The following is a 17,472-nucleotide window of genomic DNA, read 5'->3' as shown; positions in this document are numbered from 1 at the left end:
AGGTGTCAATTTTCAAGCCGGAAATCGTTCCTGATTGGGTTTTAATAGCCTTTTGCTGCGTGATTGTGTACTGGTTCTCATTCCATCCGTTAAACCCGGAACCTGTATCATAATGAATAGCGGAGCCCAATGTTAAGGCCGGGCCGATTTCCATTTCCAGCACAACGTAGCTTCCCGTTTTCTTTACAGGGTTGCCGTTTTTGTCCGATACATAGGCCTTGGTGACCTTTCTGTTGCCTTTTTCAATAAATGAATTTACCAACCTATTGTCGCTTCTTTCCACATGTACCTTAAATGTTTCCTTGGTTATCGCATCTTTGGGTATCGGCTTACCCAGATTAACAATGATCTTCGTAATGGTTGCTCCCCAATCCTTGACCTCCGCAACCGTCCGGTATGAGGTGAGCTCCTTGGCCCATGCACCAGAGTTGAAAGCAAGGGTCGTACTGACAGCTAAAGTAAATAACATAGTGGTTTTAGCAACCGTTCTAAACTGTTTAAACATAGATGACTTACCTCCCAGACCCATTAGTAAAACGCTTACATAAATAATTTTAACGATTTTTTTATTTACATCCTGCCTTTTATTAGCCTAATTCAGGTCAATTACTGACTCCTGGCTGCAGACGCTCCTTGTGTTTTTTTCGATATTGATGCGGTGTTGCCTGATAAACCTTTTTAAATACCCTGACAAAGGACTTCTCGTTCGGAAATCCGTGTTCCAGCGCAATTTGTAGGATTGAATGATCCGTATTCATAAGAACACGGAAAGATTTCTCCAGACGGATGGCATTGATATATTGAAACAGCGTCATACCTACATGCTTTACAAAAAAACGGGACAAATATTCGGGAGACAATCCAAAAACCTGGGCTATGGAATCCAGGGATAGGCTCTGATCGTAATTTTCTTTGATATAATCGGTGATCAACGTCAGCCGTTCCAAATATTTGTTAGTGTTAAAGCCAGGGACCGATTCGTTGTCCATTTTAAAATGCATTAATAAAAGGTATACCAGTTTATAAGATAGTGACGTTAGATGGATATGTACTAAAGGGTCATTGTGCTGGTTGAGGTAAGCTACAAATAATGTGTTTAATAGATCACGCAGTTCCTTAAAATGCTGTAATCGCTGCTCGTTGCTTTCGAAAATGGATATGCAATCAAATAAAATAGGATTACTGCCCTTCGTATTTTCTCGCATAAATCCTGAAGGAATCAGAACGGTTATAGCCTCTCTCCCATTGCCCTTAGCCACAGAAAAGGAATGAATAGCATTTGAATTAATGAGCACAATATCTCCTTTTTTAGAGCTGTAATTCGTGCCATCTATATAGATATTGTCGATGCTTCCTGAAAGTACATAGGATATTTCGATACTGTCGTGCCAATGTCTAGGTATGTATGCTGGTTCATTAGAAGAATGAACTATAATTTTTAGTGGAAAATGGTGGTCTGCCTGAACCAGCTCATATTTATATTCCAAATTTGTCGCTCCTCTCAGATGTGAACATAATACCTCCCTCTCTCCATAAACAAAAAAACCTAAGATAACAAAATACATAAGATCCCGAGATCTTAACATTTTGTTCCTTAGGTTTTGCCTGCGTTTTGCATAACAGTAACAATCCTGATGTTATTCATTTTCATTTAACTAAGCTAAGTATATAGAGAGTTAAAATTCATGTCAACGCTTTCAATCAAGGCGTCCAACTGCCTAATTATCTTTCGACTTTCAGGAACAGAAAGCAGCGACAATGTCCTTAGTCACATCGTCCGCTGCTCTCCAACTACATCCTTTTGGCTTTATCCCGTTCAGGGCTTCTCTGAAAAATTAGACAAACTGACCGGATAAAAGACATAAACCTTAAACCTTTTACTGAATAAGTTACTACTAAGCAACAATATTAAGGCGCCAACTTTAATATTGTCATCGTTGTATTAATATTATTGTGCAACTGGGCAGGAGTTGCATTGGCATTTACCAGTTGTATTGTAGTTGGAACAGTTGTAACGGTTATGATAACCTCAGCTGCGGTAGGTCCCCCACCATTCCCTGAGAAAGGTAATGGTGTTATAGGATTTCCGTTAACAGTAAGATTGAAATCCGCATTACCTTGATTGTGAATAGAAAATGAGATGAAGTAGCTCCCCGTCTCGTTAATGGTTATCGTTGGAGATGGAGGAGTGAAAGTAAATGCGCCACCAACATTCGCTAAAACCCCAGTAAAGGTAATTGGTGAGTTGCCCGGAACTGTGTCAGTCCCCGTACTAGGATCTGCTCTGAAAACACTTAAGAAGTCTGATATCCCGGCGCCTGCTGGCCCTGCTGGCCCCGTTGCTCCTGCTGGCCCTACTGCTCCTGCCGGTCCTGCTGGTCCTATCGCTCCTGCCGGTCCTGTTGCTCCTACTGCCCCTGCAGGGCCGGGAATTCCTTGAAGACCTTGAGCACCTGGAACTCCTTGTGGACCTGGCAATCCCTGTGGACCTGGCAGCCCCTGTGGTCCTTGGGGCCCTTGAGGACCTTGAGGACCTTGAGGACCTTGAATCCCTTTAACAATGACCTTTGGTAAAACTTTGATTTTTTTAACTGTACATCTTCTAAATTTTCTCCGATGCATTTTGTTTTGCCAACAATGATGTCGAAACATAATTAATGATCACCTCCAAAGTCTAGTCAAATTAGTTTATTGTGCAATGAACTAAAAAGATTGGGCTGTTGACTTCATCTAGGAAAGATAGGCATAGGCTTGACCCTATCATGTTTGGTTTATTACAACTCATCCATTAGAGGCTTATTCAATTCAATGGATTGACTGGATGGAGGGACGTTAACACGTCCCTCTTTAATTTGATTTATGTATAAGAAAAAAGAGCAAACTGCAAAAATACACCCCCTAGAATTCATCGGAATAACCAAGAAGGTTTCCAATGTCTATTCTAAGGGGTACACTTCAACAGCCAGTAGGGTGTTTACACCATTTTTAATAGAAGTTATTTAGCAAAATTAAACCCAGAATGATTTAGTGATTATAACCAACAGAATAAAAAGTACCAAGATTGCTGCTGTAGAAGTCCACATACCGCCAACACCTGGAGTGTTATTATCACATGCTCCCATAGCCCTAACCTCCTTTACTCGTTGTACAATTCAATATATGTATAAATACATTCTATGACAGGGCATTCAGGTAAGTAGATAATAATTTTGCCAACCCATTAAAAGATTAGATCATACAGCACATATCCTAGTCTATCGATGCTCTAAGATAGTCGAATAAAGCACACTTCTTCATGGCAACCTAACCTAAAAACGTTAGAACGGAGATTAGGCCCGATGAAAAACATTCGATTGGTGTCTTCTGCCATCGCTGCTTTTTTGCTGTGCTCCAGCTCCTTCCCTACTCCATATGTGATCGCACAGAACACCTCAAACGTCTCTCCTGCACATACAAAGGGAAGATCCTATTATGAAGAACGTGGCGATATTGTATGGGAAGTTCCTACTCATCAACCCAAGGTAATTGCCCTGACTTTTGATGACGGACCGGATACAAGTAACACGCCGGCTATTTTGGATTTGCTTAAGAAATATGATGCTAAAGCGACCTTTTTCGTTGTTGGTAGCCGCGTAGAAAAATTTCCTGACATTGTAAAACGAGAGCTTAAAGAAGGGCATGATGTCGGCAACCACACTTTTCATCATCCATCCTTCCATCGAATTTCCCGTGATAAAGCTTTATCTGAGGTTGACCAGGGTCAAGCCAGCATTGTTAAGGCTACAGGAACAGAAACTCACTTTTTCCGTCCACCAGGCGGTTATTATACAGATTCACTCGTCGAACTTTCTAAAGAAAAAGGGCTAAAAATAATTTTATGGTCCTGGCATCAAGATACCTTGGATTGGCGAAAACCTGGTGTGCAACGCATCGCCAACAAGGTACTCCGTAATGCTCGCAACGGCGATATTGTTCTGATGCACGACTATGTATATAAAAGTACACAAACTATGGAAGCCTTGAAAATCATTTTGCCTGAGCTGAAAAAAAGAGGCTTTACCTTTATAACTGTTTCCGAACTGCTTGCGACTCACAAGACTCCCGAAGGATTTATTGAAGTGAATAAATGACTTCATTTATGTAAAGTCCAATACAACACCTTCTAGGAAATACTTGGCTACATGAAAAGCTCTTGGTACGGAAATTATATTAGGGATTAACAATTAACAACTATTCAAGGAGGCAAATATCATGAAAAAAGCAATATTGGCTGTTGCATCTCTGGCAGTATTTATGTCTGTAGGATCGATGGCATCTGCATCTGCGCCCGCAGAAAAACAGGAACACAAAATGCACCAACAACAGGCTAAGAGCCATACGAAAAAAGAGCACAAAATACATGCTAAGAGCAAGCATGAGAAAGCTCACAAGCTGCATGCACGTGAAGCTGCACCTGCCAAAATGATCGATGGAAAAACAATCCATACGAAAAGTATTAAAGCTAAAAGCATTAAAGCAAAGGCTACTAAATTGCCAAAAACAGGATTTGGTGGCGCAAGCGAGCAAATGAATTAGGAGGGACAAAAGAGAGAGGATCAACTAAACCCCTCTCTCTTTCTTCATATGAACAAAAAGTGGATCATTTATTTTATGGTGCTATTGATTTTATTGGGAACCACATGCTGTTCGCTCACAGCTAAAGACCAAAGAAAAATTCCCACGAATCAGCCAGTTAAGGTTAAAACTCAAGCCTATAAAATCACAAAAAATTCTTTACCTGTTAAAAAAAATTATTTTCCCGGGATCATTCCACATAAAATCGATATTCCAGCGGTTCGTATTCATTCAATTATAGAACCGGTAACTTATTTAGAGAATGGCCAGATGGGCGTCCCAAATAAAACAGACCGAGTAGGGTATTTATCTAACCATGTGTTGCCAGGTTCAGCAGGTAATGCAATTATGGACGGGCATGTCGATACATACACGGGTCCAGCAGTTTTTTATCCTCTAAAAAAACTGAAAAAAGGCGATTATGTGTATGTAACTGGCGATAATGGTTGCAAGCTTCAATTTGTAGTGGAGTCCGTAAAGTTTTACCTCACCCCCGAAGCACCGATTCAAACGATTTTTGGTCCTACAGAAGAGCACCGTTTAAACTTGATTACCTGTGCTGGGCGCTACAGTCGAAGCAAGAAGGAACATGAAGGGCGATTGGTCGTCTTTACCAAATTAGCACACATGAATTCAGCCTGTGAGAAACTTATGATACAAAAGTAGGGCATTTTCAAAAAACAATTTACCTTTCCAAGGAGAATGAATGCAGGTGCTTAGAATCAAAAAATTACACTTACTGTGCATGATCTTGCTAACGATCCCCGCTTGCAGCTTCATTAATTTTCATGCACAAGCCGAGCCAGTTCAGAAGGATAACGTGGTCCCTTTTCTTCAAGAATTGTTTGAAGACCGTACCAGATTATTGATGAATCAGGATAAAAAGCATATCGAGGACCATTACTTGTTAAAAGACAAACGAAGTAACTACGCATATCTTCATGAAATCAATAGAGCCGAATACATTCAAGAATGGGCCAAGCATCGTAAAATAAAATTTGTGAATGCGGAAAGCTCCATTAGGATAGCTCGTATAGAAGTACTGGGCGACATCGCAAAAGTGTCACTTGTTCAGTCCTTGAAATTGAGTTATGAGTATGTAAATACCTATCCCGGTCAGCATGATTTTGGAATTGGAACACGGCATGGCATCACACTAAGAAAAAAGGATAATCGTTGGTACGTGGAACGGGAATGGTATTCAGATCCTTTGGAAGAGAACCCCAAAAAAATCGAAAAAAGCGATTTGCATTTCATTCCCACTAAAGCTGTATTAGAGCCAGCAAAGATTATTAATAAATACAACCGAACACGAGCCGTTGACTATGCCAACAAGTATGCAGGAATAACATGGGGGGCAGGAAATGGTCAGCGCTACAACCAAAAATACCTAGATTACAACTCTAAAGGAGGAGACTGCACTAACTTTTCCTCTCAAGTTATCGGAGACAAGGAGGAAGGCGGAGGACTTCCTATGAGATCTGGATGGCATTACTCCTATGGTAACGGTGGGAGCCAAGCATGGGTTCAGACGGATGCATTTAAAAATTTTCTTATACGCTCTGGGTATGGCAGGATTATCGGACAAGGAAGCTTTTCCAATGTCGTCCAATCCGTCAATGACTTACAGCAGCAACCCGAAAAACCTCAGCTACTTCCAGGTGATTTGATTGCTTACGTATTAAGAGGAGATGTAGATCATTTCTCTGTTGTAGTAGGATTTGATCAGAGTGGCTATCCTTTAGTCAACTCCCATACTGCCGACCGTTTTAAAGTACCTTTTGATTTGGGATGGGACAAAAACACCAAGTATTTGTTGATTCACATACGAGATTAAGTATCATGTTCATACCCCAACAGTTGCTGTCATAAAATGATAATGGACAACTTCTAATGGGGGAAAAAAATTTGAAATTACCTCTTATCTTAAAACAAACCATGGTAAGAGCTAATGCAATGATTGTTGTGAAAGCCATAGGTTTGGTCGGAAAAGTATTTATGACACGGTTTGTTGGAGCAGAAGGAATGGGGCTTTATCAGCTGGCCTACTCCTTCTATAGCTTAATACTAATGATTATTTCTGGAGGATTGCCGACAGCTCTGGGTATGTTTACAGCTAAGTACACAGCCAGAGGCTGGCGGCTATTTAAGTTTTTTGCAGTTTTCATGATTCTCGCGGGAATAGCATGTAGTGTCCTGGTCTTTCGCCTTTCAACGCCAATTGCCAATTTACTTGGTTATCCGCAGCTCAACTTTGCGATTCGCTACCTCTCTCCTGCTATACTGGTCGTTCCCTTGTTAAGTTTACTGCGCGGCTATTTGCAAGGGCTTGAAAGATATACCACCATTGCCCTTTCGGAAATTATAGAACAATCCGTGAGAATTGGTACCTTAATGTGTATGGTGCCACTATTTATTCAATCTGGCATTGAGTTTGCTGTAGGCGGAGCAGTACTTGGGACTTTTACAGGCGCGATCGTATCGTTTGCTATTCTTTCTGCTTTCTTTATATATAATCGTCCCGTAATCGGGTTATCCCCCTCACCTCTTCCATCTATTCGAACGGATTTGCCTTTGTTAGTACAGGCTTCACTTGCTATCGCCCTTACACGCTTACTTATTCCTGCTTCCGACTTTATTGATGCCATGATCATCCCTCAGCGATTACAGGTTGCGGGGGTTTCGCCCAAAGAATCAGCCGAGATGTTCGGTACTGTTACTGGCATCGCACTGGTTGTCGCTTATATGCCTACTTTGATTACAGGCTCCCTAACCCATACACTCACGATGAAAATAACTGCAGATTGGCAAAATAGGCTATATCATTTATTCTACAAAAAGAGCTATATTGCCATGCAAATAGCATGGGTCTGGGGATTAGCCTCAGGTTTTTTCATTTTTAAATACGCTCCGGAAATTTCCTTATATATTTTTGGAATACAAAACGCTGCAAATCCGATTAAGTCGTTAGCAATGTTACCATTAGTTGTCGGGTTACGGGAAGTGACTACAAGTATTTTATGGGCAAAAAATCGAAAGAAAACTCCTTTTATTGGCCTCTGCATTGGCGTCCTTTCCAATTTCATGATCCTCTACACCCTACTGGCTATCCCCAAATTTGGTTATATCGGAATGTGTGTGGGTGTCATAATGATGGAATTAGTCTCCACACTCTGGAATTTCCACGCTCTACAGCTCTTACAGAGGCCTAAATCACACACAATTATCTTTTTATTAATGGACGTTCTGATTTTCGAAGCCATTCTAATTATGTGCACACTATGTTCCAAAGCTTTAACCCTACTTAACTGGTCAGAATCCATCATTATGGTTGTAGAGATTATCCACTTTTGCTGTTGGTGTACCCTATTCTTAAAAGTAAAATTAAAAGCACTTGCATAAAAAAGGGCTCCCTCGCGGGAGCCCTGCTTATTTACAAGGACGTGTTAATCGTGAGCCAACGATTATATAAATATCATTTCCATAAATAACGGAAGTTGCTGCAGCACGAGCCGTAGGCATGCTACTTCCCGAGGCCCAGTATTATTTTCGAATCATAAATTTGTACATCCTTATATGGGCTTGATCCTGAAGAATCACCGATATATCTACTCTAAATTCAAACTGATTCGAAAGAAATAAGATTCTTTAATCTGAATCGATTGAGGTAAAAACTTCTCTACGGGGCCTCTATATAATCTAAAGTGTCATTTGTGTTCTTCATTCGGTTGTTTTAGAACAAGTAAGAGTTTTTTAATCTCAATCAGTTCGCCTTCGATCCGATGAAGGTGGCTCTGCATATCGTCAATCTCTTGTTCGGCTTTGTAGTTGATCGCGAAGTCAATGATCGATTCATGCTTATCCCTTGCAGCTTGGCGGTTCTGACTCATCATAATGACCGGAGCCTGAAATGCTGCGATAAAGGACAAACACAAGTTCAACAAGATAAATGGAGGTTCATCGAAATGAAAGCGAGTAAACGGCAAGCTATTCAAGAGTATCCAGAGGGTCAGAAAGATAGCGAAATAAGTAATAAATCTCCAGCTACCGCCAAATGATGCAATCCGATCCGCAAGACGATCTTGCCAGCTTGTTGTTCTTTGGTACGCTTCATCTAAATGAGAAAGAATGCTATTTTCGTAACTATCAACTAGACGATCAATACGACGAGTATTTTCCTGATTCAATTCAATATCAAAGCCTTGAATATGAGTAGCATTTTTATTTTGCTGTTTTTTTTGAAAAAAATTCATTTTTGACATGTCAACTGCCTCCTTGTTTTAAGGCAGTCGGGCCTAATACTAACCCGTAGGAAAGGAGTAGCAACCATATTCAATTATGGTATCTAGTTTTAACCCGACTACCAATAGACTCACTGGTTCTGGATCCGGTTCAGACGAACTTCGACTATTCATTGAATGGTTCAACCCCTCTCCCCTTAACATGTGTGGGCTCCATAATTTACTGATCACACTGGAACCAGATCATTGCCAAACCTGCACATTGAAATAAAAGCGCCCCTCAGCTCAACTGAAGGGCGCAGTTCTGCATGCAAGATAAAGCATGCAAATATCCGGTTCCCCCCAGTCGAGCTTTAGCACTATACGACGTAAAAGAACCAAAGTTCTTTAGCCACATTAAGAAGAGCCTTAATCCGGCAATTCCTGTTATACCCATTGGCATCTTTCGATGTTTCCGGGCAGTGGCTTATGTTCATATAGGAGCCTCACCTAACGAGGACATCAATATTTCCTTAGCAAAGCATACTGCTGTCCAAATGTGCTGTCAACCCAAATATACCCCACCGGCACTAAGCCAGAAAAAGAAAAGAGGCTTCTCAAAAGTTCGGAGAACTAATGAGAGCCTCTAAAAAACAGACTGATTGTTAACAAATCGTTAACAAATCAATATAACAACCCCTTAAACCCTTGGTGCAACAAGGTTTTTGGGTTTTATTACATCATGCCACCCATGCCGCCCATTCCGCCCATGTCAGGCATTGCAGCCTTTTCTGGTTCTGGCTTGTCAGCGATAACTGCTTCAGTAGTCAGGAACATAGCCGCTACGGAAGCAGCGTTTTGCAATGCATAACGAGTTACTTTTGCAGGGTCTACGATACCAGCTTCGATCATGTTTACCCAGTCACCAGTAGCTGCGTTAAAGCCTACGCCAACTTCTTCGCGTTTCAGACGCTCAACGATTACAGAGCCTTCTTCACCTGCGTTAGCAGCGATGGTACGGATTGGAGCTTCCAGAGCGCGCAATACAATGTTCACGCCTGTTTGCTCGTCGCCTTGCAGTTCAACAGCTGCAACTGCTTTGTATACGTTCAGGAGCGCTACACCACCACCGGATACGATCCCTTCTTCAACCGCAGCACGGGTTGCGTTCAGAGCATCTTCGATGCGCAGTTTGCGTTCTTTCAATTCTGTTTCAGTAGCCGCACCGACTTTGATTACTGCTACGCCGCCGGACAATTTAGCCAGACGCTCTTGCAGTTTCTCTTTGTCGAACTCGGAGGTAGTTTCTTCCAGTTGCGTACGGATTTGGCTAACACGAGCGTCGATGTCGGCTTTGTTTCCAGCACCGTCAACCACAATCGTGTTTTCTTTTGTAATACGCACTTGACGTGCTGTACCCAGTTGGTCCACAGAAGCAGTTTTCAGGTCGAGACCCAGTTCTTCTGTGATTACTTGACCGCCTGTCAGGGCAGCGATGTCTTGCAGCATTGCTTTACGACGGTCACCAAAGCCAGGAGCTTTAACAGCTACAGCGTTGAATGTACCACGCAGCTTGTTGACAACGAGCATAGCCAGCGCTTCGCCTTCGATATCTTCAGCGATCAGAACGAGTGGCTTGCCTTGTTGTACGATTTTTTCAAGCAAAGGCAGGATTTCTTGTGTGTTTGTGATTTTTTTGTCAGTGATCAAGATATACGGATTGTCCAGTACAGCTTCCATTTTGTCCGTATCTGTAATCATGTACGGAGAAATGTAGCCACGGTCAAACTGCATACCTTCAACTACTTCCAGTTCTGTTGCAAAACCGCGGGATTCTTCGACTGTGATTACACCGTCTTTGCCCACTTTTTCCATAGCTTCAGCGATCAGTTCGCCTACTTCATCATCAGCAGCGGAAATACCAGCTACTTGAGCAATGGATTGTTTGCTTTCGATTGGTTTGGAGATGGCTTGCAGTTCAGCAACAGCTGCTTTAACCGCTTTGTCGATCCCTTTACGGATACCGATTGGGCTTGCGCCAGCAGTTACGTTTTTCAAACCTTCAGTGATGAGGGCTTGAGCCAAAACCGTTGCCGTAGTAGTACCGTCACCAGCTACATCATTCGTTTTAGTTGCTACTTCTTTAACCAGTTGAGCGCCCATGTTTTCGAACGCATCTTCCAGCTCGATTTCTTTTGCAATCGTTACACCGTCATTAGTGATGAGCGGGCTACCGAATTTTTTTTCCAGTACAACGTTACGGCCTTTCGGTCCGAGTGTTACTTTAACAGCGTTAGCCAATGCATCTACCCCGCGCAGCATGGAGCGGCGAGCGTCTTCACTAAATTTAATGTCTTTAGCCATTTGTGATAAACCTCCCTATGGATTATGAATGATTTGTTTCAATTCCTATATTTAGGTCTTGTCCGGGTTCCGGTTAACCGATGATCGCGTGGATATCGCTTTCTTTCATAATCAAATATTCTTTACCTTCATATTTGATTTCCGTTCCAGCGTATTTGGAGAAAATAACACGGTCGCCTTCTTTTACTTCCAGAGGAATACGGGCACCGTCTTTCAATGCGCCTGCGCCAACCGCGATAATTTTGCCTTCTTGCGGCTTTTCCTTGGCAGAGTCAGGAAGTACGATTCCAAAGGAAGTCGTTGTTTCTTGCTCAATTGCTTCCACCAATACGCGTTCACCCAAAGGTTTGATCATGAAAAAATAGCCTCCTTATTAAGTGTTTTATTCTGTAATTTGGTTGTTATGTTGTATGTATTAGCACTCAACAGTCGTCAGTGCTAACAACCAACTTTATGATACTCAACTTGAGATTGAATTTCAAGTCCCTAATGTATTTTTTATGGGAATTTTTATGGACAGCCATTCTTGATTATATCCACCTATCCTAAAAATAACCGTTAACTCAAGGCTAATGGTTATTTTTAAGACAGCTATGCTGATAGATTTAAGAAAAATTACGCAATTGGGCTTCCCGTTCTTCCTGTGCACGCAGTTGTCTACGGTACACGACCGATGACAGATATACACTCGCTTCATACAGCACCAACAACGGAATCGCCACCAAAAAATCGGATATAAAATCCGGCGGAGTGATCACAACAGCGACAAAAACAAGCAGGAAATAAGAGATCTTTCGCCACTTGCGAAGCCTCATCGGGGTGAGTACACGAATCCCTGTCAGAAACATGATCAGCAGGGGGAGTTCAAACAGCAGCGCTACAGGCAGCACAATGTTAAACATAAAGGTGAAATATTGTGCAATACCGTACGTTTCCTGCAACCCCATGCTTTTGGTGACGGACGATGTGAACTGAATCGCCATCGGGAAAATAATGAAATAAGCAAAAGCAGCGCCAATCATAAACAAAAGCAGCACATAAGGCACATATCGCAAAGTTGCACTCCGTTCTTGCGGCCTTAATCCCGGGCTGACAAACTTCCACAATTGGTAGCAGGCAAACGGCAACGCCACTGCAATGCCAATGATCATGGCGATCTTCATGTAGATACCAATCCCGTCCCAAAAGGAAAATGCGTTTAACTGAAAAGCTTGCGCCGAACCGGATCGAATAAGCCAGTCATAGACAGAACCCGCCGCGAACAAACCACCAACCAGTGCCAATACAAATACAATCAGCACATAAATTATTCTGCGACGAAGCTCACCCAGATGTTCCATTAGTGGCATTTCATGCTCTGGTGGGGACAAGTCCATTCCTCCTTTCTGAACGGGACGCAGCAGCGCCTCCTAAAAAATAAAGCCCTTCACTGAAGAAGAGGCTCATGTTCGTTATACAAACAGCAATAATAAATAACTAAATCTATGACAAGCGTTTATTCTCGGGCTGAGGTTGAACTTCTGAAGACGTCGTCTGTGATGCTTGGACCACACTATCTTGGCTTTCTTTACGCTCAGTCCGTTCATCTTCAGATAAAATATCGCGTGCCCCGTTTTTAAATTCACGGAATGTACGCCCTACAGCTCGGCCCAGCTCAGGCAGCTTGTTCGGACCAAAGAGCAGCAGCGCCAGAATAATTAACAAAATATAACCCGGTGCTCCAATATTGGGCATGTGTAGTAATCCTCCTTATATTGACGAACAAAATGAAAAACCTCTGTCCGCATACAGCCTTAAAATTCTTACAGGTATCATACCACACACACGGGCTGCCTTCTACCGGAACTGACCTGTCACCATAAGCAATGCTTCCGGGAGTTGATCCATAATCGCTGCCAAATTTTCATGTACGCCTTTTGGCGTTCCTGGCAAATTGACAATCAGCGTACGTCCGCGTATCCCCACGATTCCACGAAATAGCATGGCCGCCGGATTTTTCTGCATCACGATCATTCTCATGGCTTCCGCCATACCTGGCACTTCCCGTTCCACGACCCGTCTGGTCGCCTCAGGTGTCACATCACGAATCGCCAGTTCGGTTCCGCCCGTAGTTAGCACCAAGTCTGCATGAAAATAATCGGTCATTTCGATCAAAGCCGCAATAATCTCATCCGGTTCATCGGGAACGATCCGGTATTCCACAATCTCTCCGCCCAGTTCTTCTTCGACGAGTTCCCGGATGACCTGTGCGCTTGTATCCTCACGCTCTCCCCTTGCCCCTTTATCACTGGCTGTTAGGATCGCCGTTTTCCACACCATAAGATCACCCTTCTCCTATCATGAAAGAATACTTTCTCTTCTGAAAATCAGAAACAGCCGCGCTGCATCCTCCATCACATCACAGTACCCTCTCGGCGACAATGTTGTCTATGTCAAGGTTTCTGGTGGTCCTCCCTTTGAAAATCCCCATGCTTGCCACCCGTTTTGGATTGCAGCATGGTAGGGCCGATGATCATATCTTTTTGCAGCGCCTTGCACATATCATACACGGTTAACGCTGCGGCTGAAGCCGCTGTCAAAGCTTCCATTTCTACACCTGTCTTACCCTCGGTCTTCACTTCAACTTCAATATGAAGCACATCATGTCCATTATCGGAAAAAGTAATGTTCACGCCTGTCAGCGCCAGCGGATGACACATCGGTATCCAGTCTGACGTTTTTTTCGCACCTTGAATCCCTGCGACCTGGGCTACGGCAAGAACATCACCCTTGCCAATTCTTCCTTCTTTTACAGCCGTCAATGTAGCCGGATCCATCGTAATCTGAGTCACGGCGACTGCCGTACGAACCGTAGACGTTTTGCCCGAAATATCTACCATACGAGCTCGTCCCTGTTCGTTAAAATGAGTAAAGGAATCCACGACTCCCTCACAGCTCCTTTCACATACCCAACTTTACTTCATTCATCATTTGTCGATTTTGCCATGATCACAATCGAAGCGTCCTTCCGGTGTAAACAGCACGTCCACTCGCAAATCTCCTGGCTCCATGGGTACTTGTGCTAACAATTGTCCCGGTAGCAGTAGCGAGACATACAGCGGACCTACGGAACCGTTATTACGCTTCTCTGCCTCTACCTGTGCGGTAAAGCGATCATAGTAACCTCCACCATAACCGATCCTGCCTCCATGACGATCAAAGGCCAAGCCGGGGACAACCACCCAGTCGATTCCCGTCCACATTTCAGGCAACCATTCCTTGCATGTCAATGCAGGCTCAGGGATGTTCCATACGCCGGGCACCATATTTCCGTACTCATCCATCTCCCTCAGCTCCATGGTTCGGCTTACCGAATCCACTCTCGGGGCCAGGACACGATCTCCCTGTGACCAGCAATGCTCAATGAGGGGAGTCGTCGAAATCTCGCTGCCAAAAGAGAGATAACTAAATAAGGTTAGCTTATCCCCATTTCTGTCTATTCTAAGCTGCTCCCATGCCTCGATTGCATGCCGACAGGCCACAGCCGATGCCTTCTGCCTTGTCAGCGGGTCCATGGAGTCACGCGCTTCCCGTTGCTGTACACGCAGCGCGTTCTTCACATTACAGACATCCACATATCCGCCCTCCCGCACAATCGTCGATAATCATCCAAACGTTACAATTGTTCATTTGTCAGTAAGTGCTGTACGTTGCAAGTTTTTTTCATTCTTTTTCACTTCTCGTTTAAGTTTATCATTGTTTATACAAATTGACTACACGAGGCTCAAGGGTTTGGGGAGTGAAAGCAGTGCAATAGTGGGTAATTTCATGTAAACTGGAAGGAAGGTACCTGCGAAAAAGGCAGGCAGAACTGTGCAAATTGTAATGGAGGAACGATACGCTATGCTATTGCAAGTAACCGGAATTACGAAATCCTATGGAATTGAACCCGTTCTGGACGGGATTAACCTTCAAATATTGGAACGTGAACGTATTGGACTAGTAGGTGTGAACGGTGCAGGCAAATCGACCCTGCTCAAAATCATTGCTGGTGAAATATCGTATGACAGTGGACAAATCTTTAAGGCAAAGGAAACCAGCATCGGTTATTTGGCGCAAAACAGCGGTTTGGATTCTGACCGCTCGATCTGGGATGAAATGATGCTGGTGTTCGCACCGCTGATTGATGCAGAACGAGAGCTTCGGCAAATGGAGCAGGAAATCGCCGAACCGGCCAATGCGCAGAACGAAAAGCGTTATGCCGATCTGCTCGAACGCTATGCACGACGCTCAGACTGGTTCAAGGATCACGGCGGTTACGAAATGGAGACCCGTATTCGCAGTGTGCTGCACGGCATGGGCTTTGGTTCATTTGCACCCGAGACGCCTGTAGTCACCCTGAGCGGAGGTCAAAAAACCAGGCTTGCGCTAGCACGCATCCTGCTGCTCGCTCCAGATGTGCTTATGCTTGATGAGCCTACCAACTATCTGGATATTCAGACACTGACCTGGCTGGAAGACTATTTGCGCGGCTACTCCGGCTCACTGCTGGTCGTATCACATGACCGATATTTTTTGGATCGACTGGTGACAACAATTGTTGAAATCGAACGCCATCGCTCCACCCGCTATACAGGCAACTACAGCCGCTATATGGAACTAAAGGCTGCCGAGTACGAAACAAATCTCAAGCATTACGAAAAACAACAAGAAGAAATCGCCCGTATGGAGGCATTTATACAGCGCAATATCGTGCGAGCCTCTACAACCAAACGTGCCCAGAGCCGCCGCAAGCAGCTAGATAAAATGGATCGCATGGATCGGCCTATGGGCGATTTGAAAAAAGCCCATTTTTCTTTTGAAACCGCCTATATGTCGGGTAAAGAAGTATTAGAGGTGCGCGATCTTTCCGTAGCGTATGAGGGCAAAAAGCCTTTATTCCAGCATGCCTCCTTTGACTTAAAGCGAGGAGATACGGTGGCATTGATTGGTCCGAACGGGATCGGTAAATCGACGCTGCTTAAATGCCTGACCGGCTCACTTAAACCGGCTGCCGGGTCTATCCATTGGGGGACAAAAATCAAAATCGGCTTATATGACCAGGAGCAGACAAACCTGAACCCCGCCAATACCGTACTGGAGGAGTTGTGGAGTGAGTACCCTCATATGGAAGAAGCACGGATTCGGACAGTGCTGGGTAATTTCCTGTTTAGCGGTGACGATGTACTGAAAAAGATAGCTTCATTAAGCGGAGGAGAAAAAGCCCGCGTATCCCTGGCCAAACTAATGCTGCGTGAAGCCAACGTATTAATTCTCGATGAGCCTACAAACCATCTCGACCTGTTTAGCAAGGAAGTACTGGAAGCAGCGTTGATGGACTATGACGGTACACTGCTGTTCATCTCCCATGACCGTTATTTCCTTAACAAAATGGCTGAGCGTGTTATCGAGCTTCATCCTGAAGGAATAGAACATTTCCTGGGGAATTATGATGACTATGTAGCCAAAAAACAAGAGCTGGAAGAAATAGCGCAGGAAGCTCTCGAAGCAAGTCAGAGCAGCCGTGGCAAAACATCGTCTTCCTCTGCATCAGCAACAGACGAGACCACCCCCAAATCACGTGCGGCCACCTATGCGGCAGACAAACAAGCCAAAAGCGAGGAACGCAGCCGTCAACGCAAGCTGGAGGCATTGGAAAACAAGATCAAAACGCTGGAAGAACAAATTGCAGGCTTAGAGGAACAAATGACTTTGCCTGAGATTTATCAGGATTACACGGCGCTTCAAAGTATTCAGGCAGAACTCGACACCCATAAACAGGAATTGACCGAAACCTATGCATCCTGGGAGGAACTGCTTGAGGCATAAAAGCTGCTGCATAACATCCTAGCCATAAAAATTTCACATTTTCCTCTTCTATTTTTTTGTACACAAGAATATCCACAGCTTTTGTGCATGAACGATATTGAAAAATGGCCTTTTGGGCCATTTTTTTATTGATAAAACGCCAACTTCAAATGAAAACCAAATTTATCCACCATCTTATCCACATTATCCACAGATTTCACATTCGCTCTAGCTATGATATATCCCCCATTCGGCTATCTCCTAAAAGTCTTAGCCTGCGTGCTTTCAGCTTAATTATCCACATTTCGTACGGTATATGTGGATAACTTTGTTCACAACTTGACAAATCACATCATTATTCGGGCAGTATAAAATTTTCATATTTTTTTGCTGGATCATGAAAAATCGTAAACAATTGTGACGAATCATGCGAGGAAATAAAATACTG

17 protein-coding genes, 1 pseudogene and 1 riboswitch are annotated in these 17,472 nt (G+C 43.6%); of the genes and pseudogenes, 6 read left to right on the top strand and 12 right to left on the bottom strand.

Features of this window, described 5'->3' with window-relative positions; all coding sequences use genetic code 11:
* From AC5V8P_RS03705 to AC5V8P_RS03690, 4 genes and pseudogenes are all read right to left on the bottom strand, one after another.
* Window positions 1-505: pseudogene (locus AC5V8P_RS03705) on the bottom strand (prolyl oligopeptidase family serine peptidase); the annotation flags it as partial.
* 97 nt (window positions 506-602) lie between these two features.
* Window positions 603-1,487, bottom strand: coding sequence for an AraC family transcriptional regulator (locus tag AC5V8P_RS03700; protein ID WP_064795425.1), 885 nt, complete (start codon window positions 1,485-1,487; stop codon window positions 603-605).
* Window positions 1,488-1,908: 421 nt separating this feature from the next.
* Entirely contained in the window at window positions 1,909-2,622 is a 714-nt protein-coding gene (locus tag AC5V8P_RS03695; RefSeq protein ID WP_231116707.1) for a collagen-like protein, read from the bottom strand.
* 386 nt (window positions 2,623-3,008) lie between these two features.
* A complete protein-coding gene (locus AC5V8P_RS03690; protein ID WP_081276706.1) occupies window positions 3,009-3,122 on the bottom strand; it encodes a YjcZ family sporulation protein in 114 nt (37 codons plus the stop codon).
* A 216-nt stretch (window positions 3,123-3,338) separates the two neighbouring features.
* Here AC5V8P_RS03690 and AC5V8P_RS03685 point away from each other — a divergent pair, with 216 nt between their 5' ends.
* The 5 genes from AC5V8P_RS03685 (at window position 3,339) to AC5V8P_RS03665 (ending at window position 8,016) form a co-directional block, all read left to right on the top strand.
* The gene (locus tag AC5V8P_RS03685) at window positions 3,339-4,130 is read left to right on the top strand and encodes a polysaccharide deacetylase family protein (RefSeq protein ID WP_064795427.1); all 792 of its coding nucleotides are present in this window, start codon (window positions 3,339-3,341) and stop codon (window positions 4,128-4,130) included.
* Between the two features lie 121 nt (window positions 4,131-4,251).
* Entirely contained in the window at window positions 4,252-4,575 is a 324-nt protein-coding gene (locus AC5V8P_RS03680) for a hypothetical protein (RefSeq protein ID WP_064795428.1), read from the top strand.
* 48 nt (window positions 4,576-4,623) lie between these two features.
* Window positions 4,624-5,280, top strand: a complete 657-nt coding sequence (locus AC5V8P_RS03675; RefSeq protein WP_231116709.1) for a class F sortase — start codon at window positions 4,624-4,626, stop codon at window positions 5,278-5,280.
* Window positions 5,281-5,326: 46 nt separating this feature from the next.
* Window positions 5,327-6,451 carry an amidase domain-containing protein gene (locus AC5V8P_RS03670; protein ID WP_064795581.1) on the top strand — a complete coding sequence of 375 codons (1,125 nt, stop codon included), beginning with the start codon at window positions 5,327-5,329 and terminating at the stop codon, window positions 6,449-6,451.
* A gap of 56 nt (window positions 6,452-6,507) precedes the next feature.
* The gene (locus AC5V8P_RS03665) at window positions 6,508-8,016 is read left to right on the top strand and encodes an oligosaccharide flippase family protein (protein WP_081276707.1); all 1,509 of its coding nucleotides are present in this window, start codon (window positions 6,508-6,510) and stop codon (window positions 8,014-8,016) included.
* A gap of 305 nt (window positions 8,017-8,321) precedes the next feature.
* On the opposite strand, the gene AC5V8P_RS03660 is transcribed toward AC5V8P_RS03665, so the two are convergent.
* The 8 genes from AC5V8P_RS03660 to AC5V8P_RS03625 all read right to left on the bottom strand — a co-directional run bounded on the left by AC5V8P_RS03660 (window position 8,322) and on the right by AC5V8P_RS03625 (window position 14,812).
* The gene (locus AC5V8P_RS03660) at window positions 8,322-8,876 is read right to left on the bottom strand and encodes a DUF1003 domain-containing protein (RefSeq protein WP_064795429.1); all 555 of its coding nucleotides are present in this window, start codon (window positions 8,874-8,876) and stop codon (window positions 8,322-8,324) included.
* A gap of 310 nt (window positions 8,877-9,186) precedes the next feature.
* Window positions 9,187-9,359: riboswitch (M-box (ykoK) riboswitch) on the bottom strand.
* 210 nt (window positions 9,360-9,569) lie between these two features.
* The gene (groL, locus tag AC5V8P_RS03655; RefSeq protein WP_013369880.1) at window positions 9,570-11,198 is read right to left on the bottom strand and encodes a chaperonin GroEL; all 1,629 of its coding nucleotides are present in this window, start codon (window positions 11,196-11,198) and stop codon (window positions 9,570-9,572) included.
* 73 nt (window positions 11,199-11,271) lie between these two features.
* Window positions 11,272-11,553 carry a co-chaperone GroES gene (groES, locus tag AC5V8P_RS03650; RefSeq protein WP_007429271.1) on the bottom strand — a complete coding sequence of 94 codons (282 nt, stop codon included), beginning with the start codon at window positions 11,551-11,553 and terminating at the stop codon, window positions 11,272-11,274.
* Between the two features lie 250 nt (window positions 11,554-11,803).
* The gene (gene tatC / locus AC5V8P_RS03645) at window positions 11,804-12,568 is read right to left on the bottom strand and encodes a twin-arginine translocase subunit TatC (RefSeq protein WP_064795431.1); all 765 of its coding nucleotides are present in this window, start codon (window positions 12,566-12,568) and stop codon (window positions 11,804-11,806) included.
* Between the two features lie 112 nt (window positions 12,569-12,680).
* Complete coding sequence (locus tag AC5V8P_RS03640; protein WP_064795432.1) at window positions 12,681-12,932, bottom strand: twin-arginine translocase TatA/TatE family subunit; 252 nt, start codon at window positions 12,930-12,932, stop codon at window positions 12,681-12,683.
* Window positions 12,933-13,034: 102 nt separating this feature from the next.
* Entirely contained in the window at window positions 13,035-13,517 is a 483-nt protein-coding gene (locus tag AC5V8P_RS03635; RefSeq protein ID WP_013369877.1) for a MogA/MoaB family molybdenum cofactor biosynthesis protein, read from the bottom strand.
* 113 nt (window positions 13,518-13,630) lie between these two features.
* Complete coding sequence (gene moaC, locus AC5V8P_RS03630) at window positions 13,631-14,119, bottom strand: cyclic pyranopterin monophosphate synthase MoaC (RefSeq protein WP_064795433.1); 489 nt, start codon at window positions 14,117-14,119, stop codon at window positions 13,631-13,633.
* A 45-nt stretch (window positions 14,120-14,164) separates the two neighbouring features.
* Window positions 14,165-14,812 carry a 5-formyltetrahydrofolate cyclo-ligase gene (locus AC5V8P_RS03625; RefSeq protein ID WP_063207877.1) on the bottom strand — a complete coding sequence of 216 codons (648 nt, stop codon included), beginning with the start codon at window positions 14,810-14,812 and terminating at the stop codon, window positions 14,165-14,167.
* 268 nt (window positions 14,813-15,080) lie between these two features.
* On the opposite strand from AC5V8P_RS03625, the gene AC5V8P_RS03620 reads away from it, so the two are divergent.
* Window positions 15,081-17,045, top strand: coding sequence for an ABC-F family ATP-binding cassette domain-containing protein (locus AC5V8P_RS03620; protein WP_063207874.1), 1,965 nt, complete (start codon window positions 15,081-15,083; stop codon window positions 17,043-17,045).
* Window positions 17,046-17,472 lie beyond the last annotated feature (427 nt).

Source organism: Paenibacillus sp. N119s (assembly GCF_059447605.1).
This window is presented reverse-complemented; position numbering and strand designations above follow the sequence as displayed.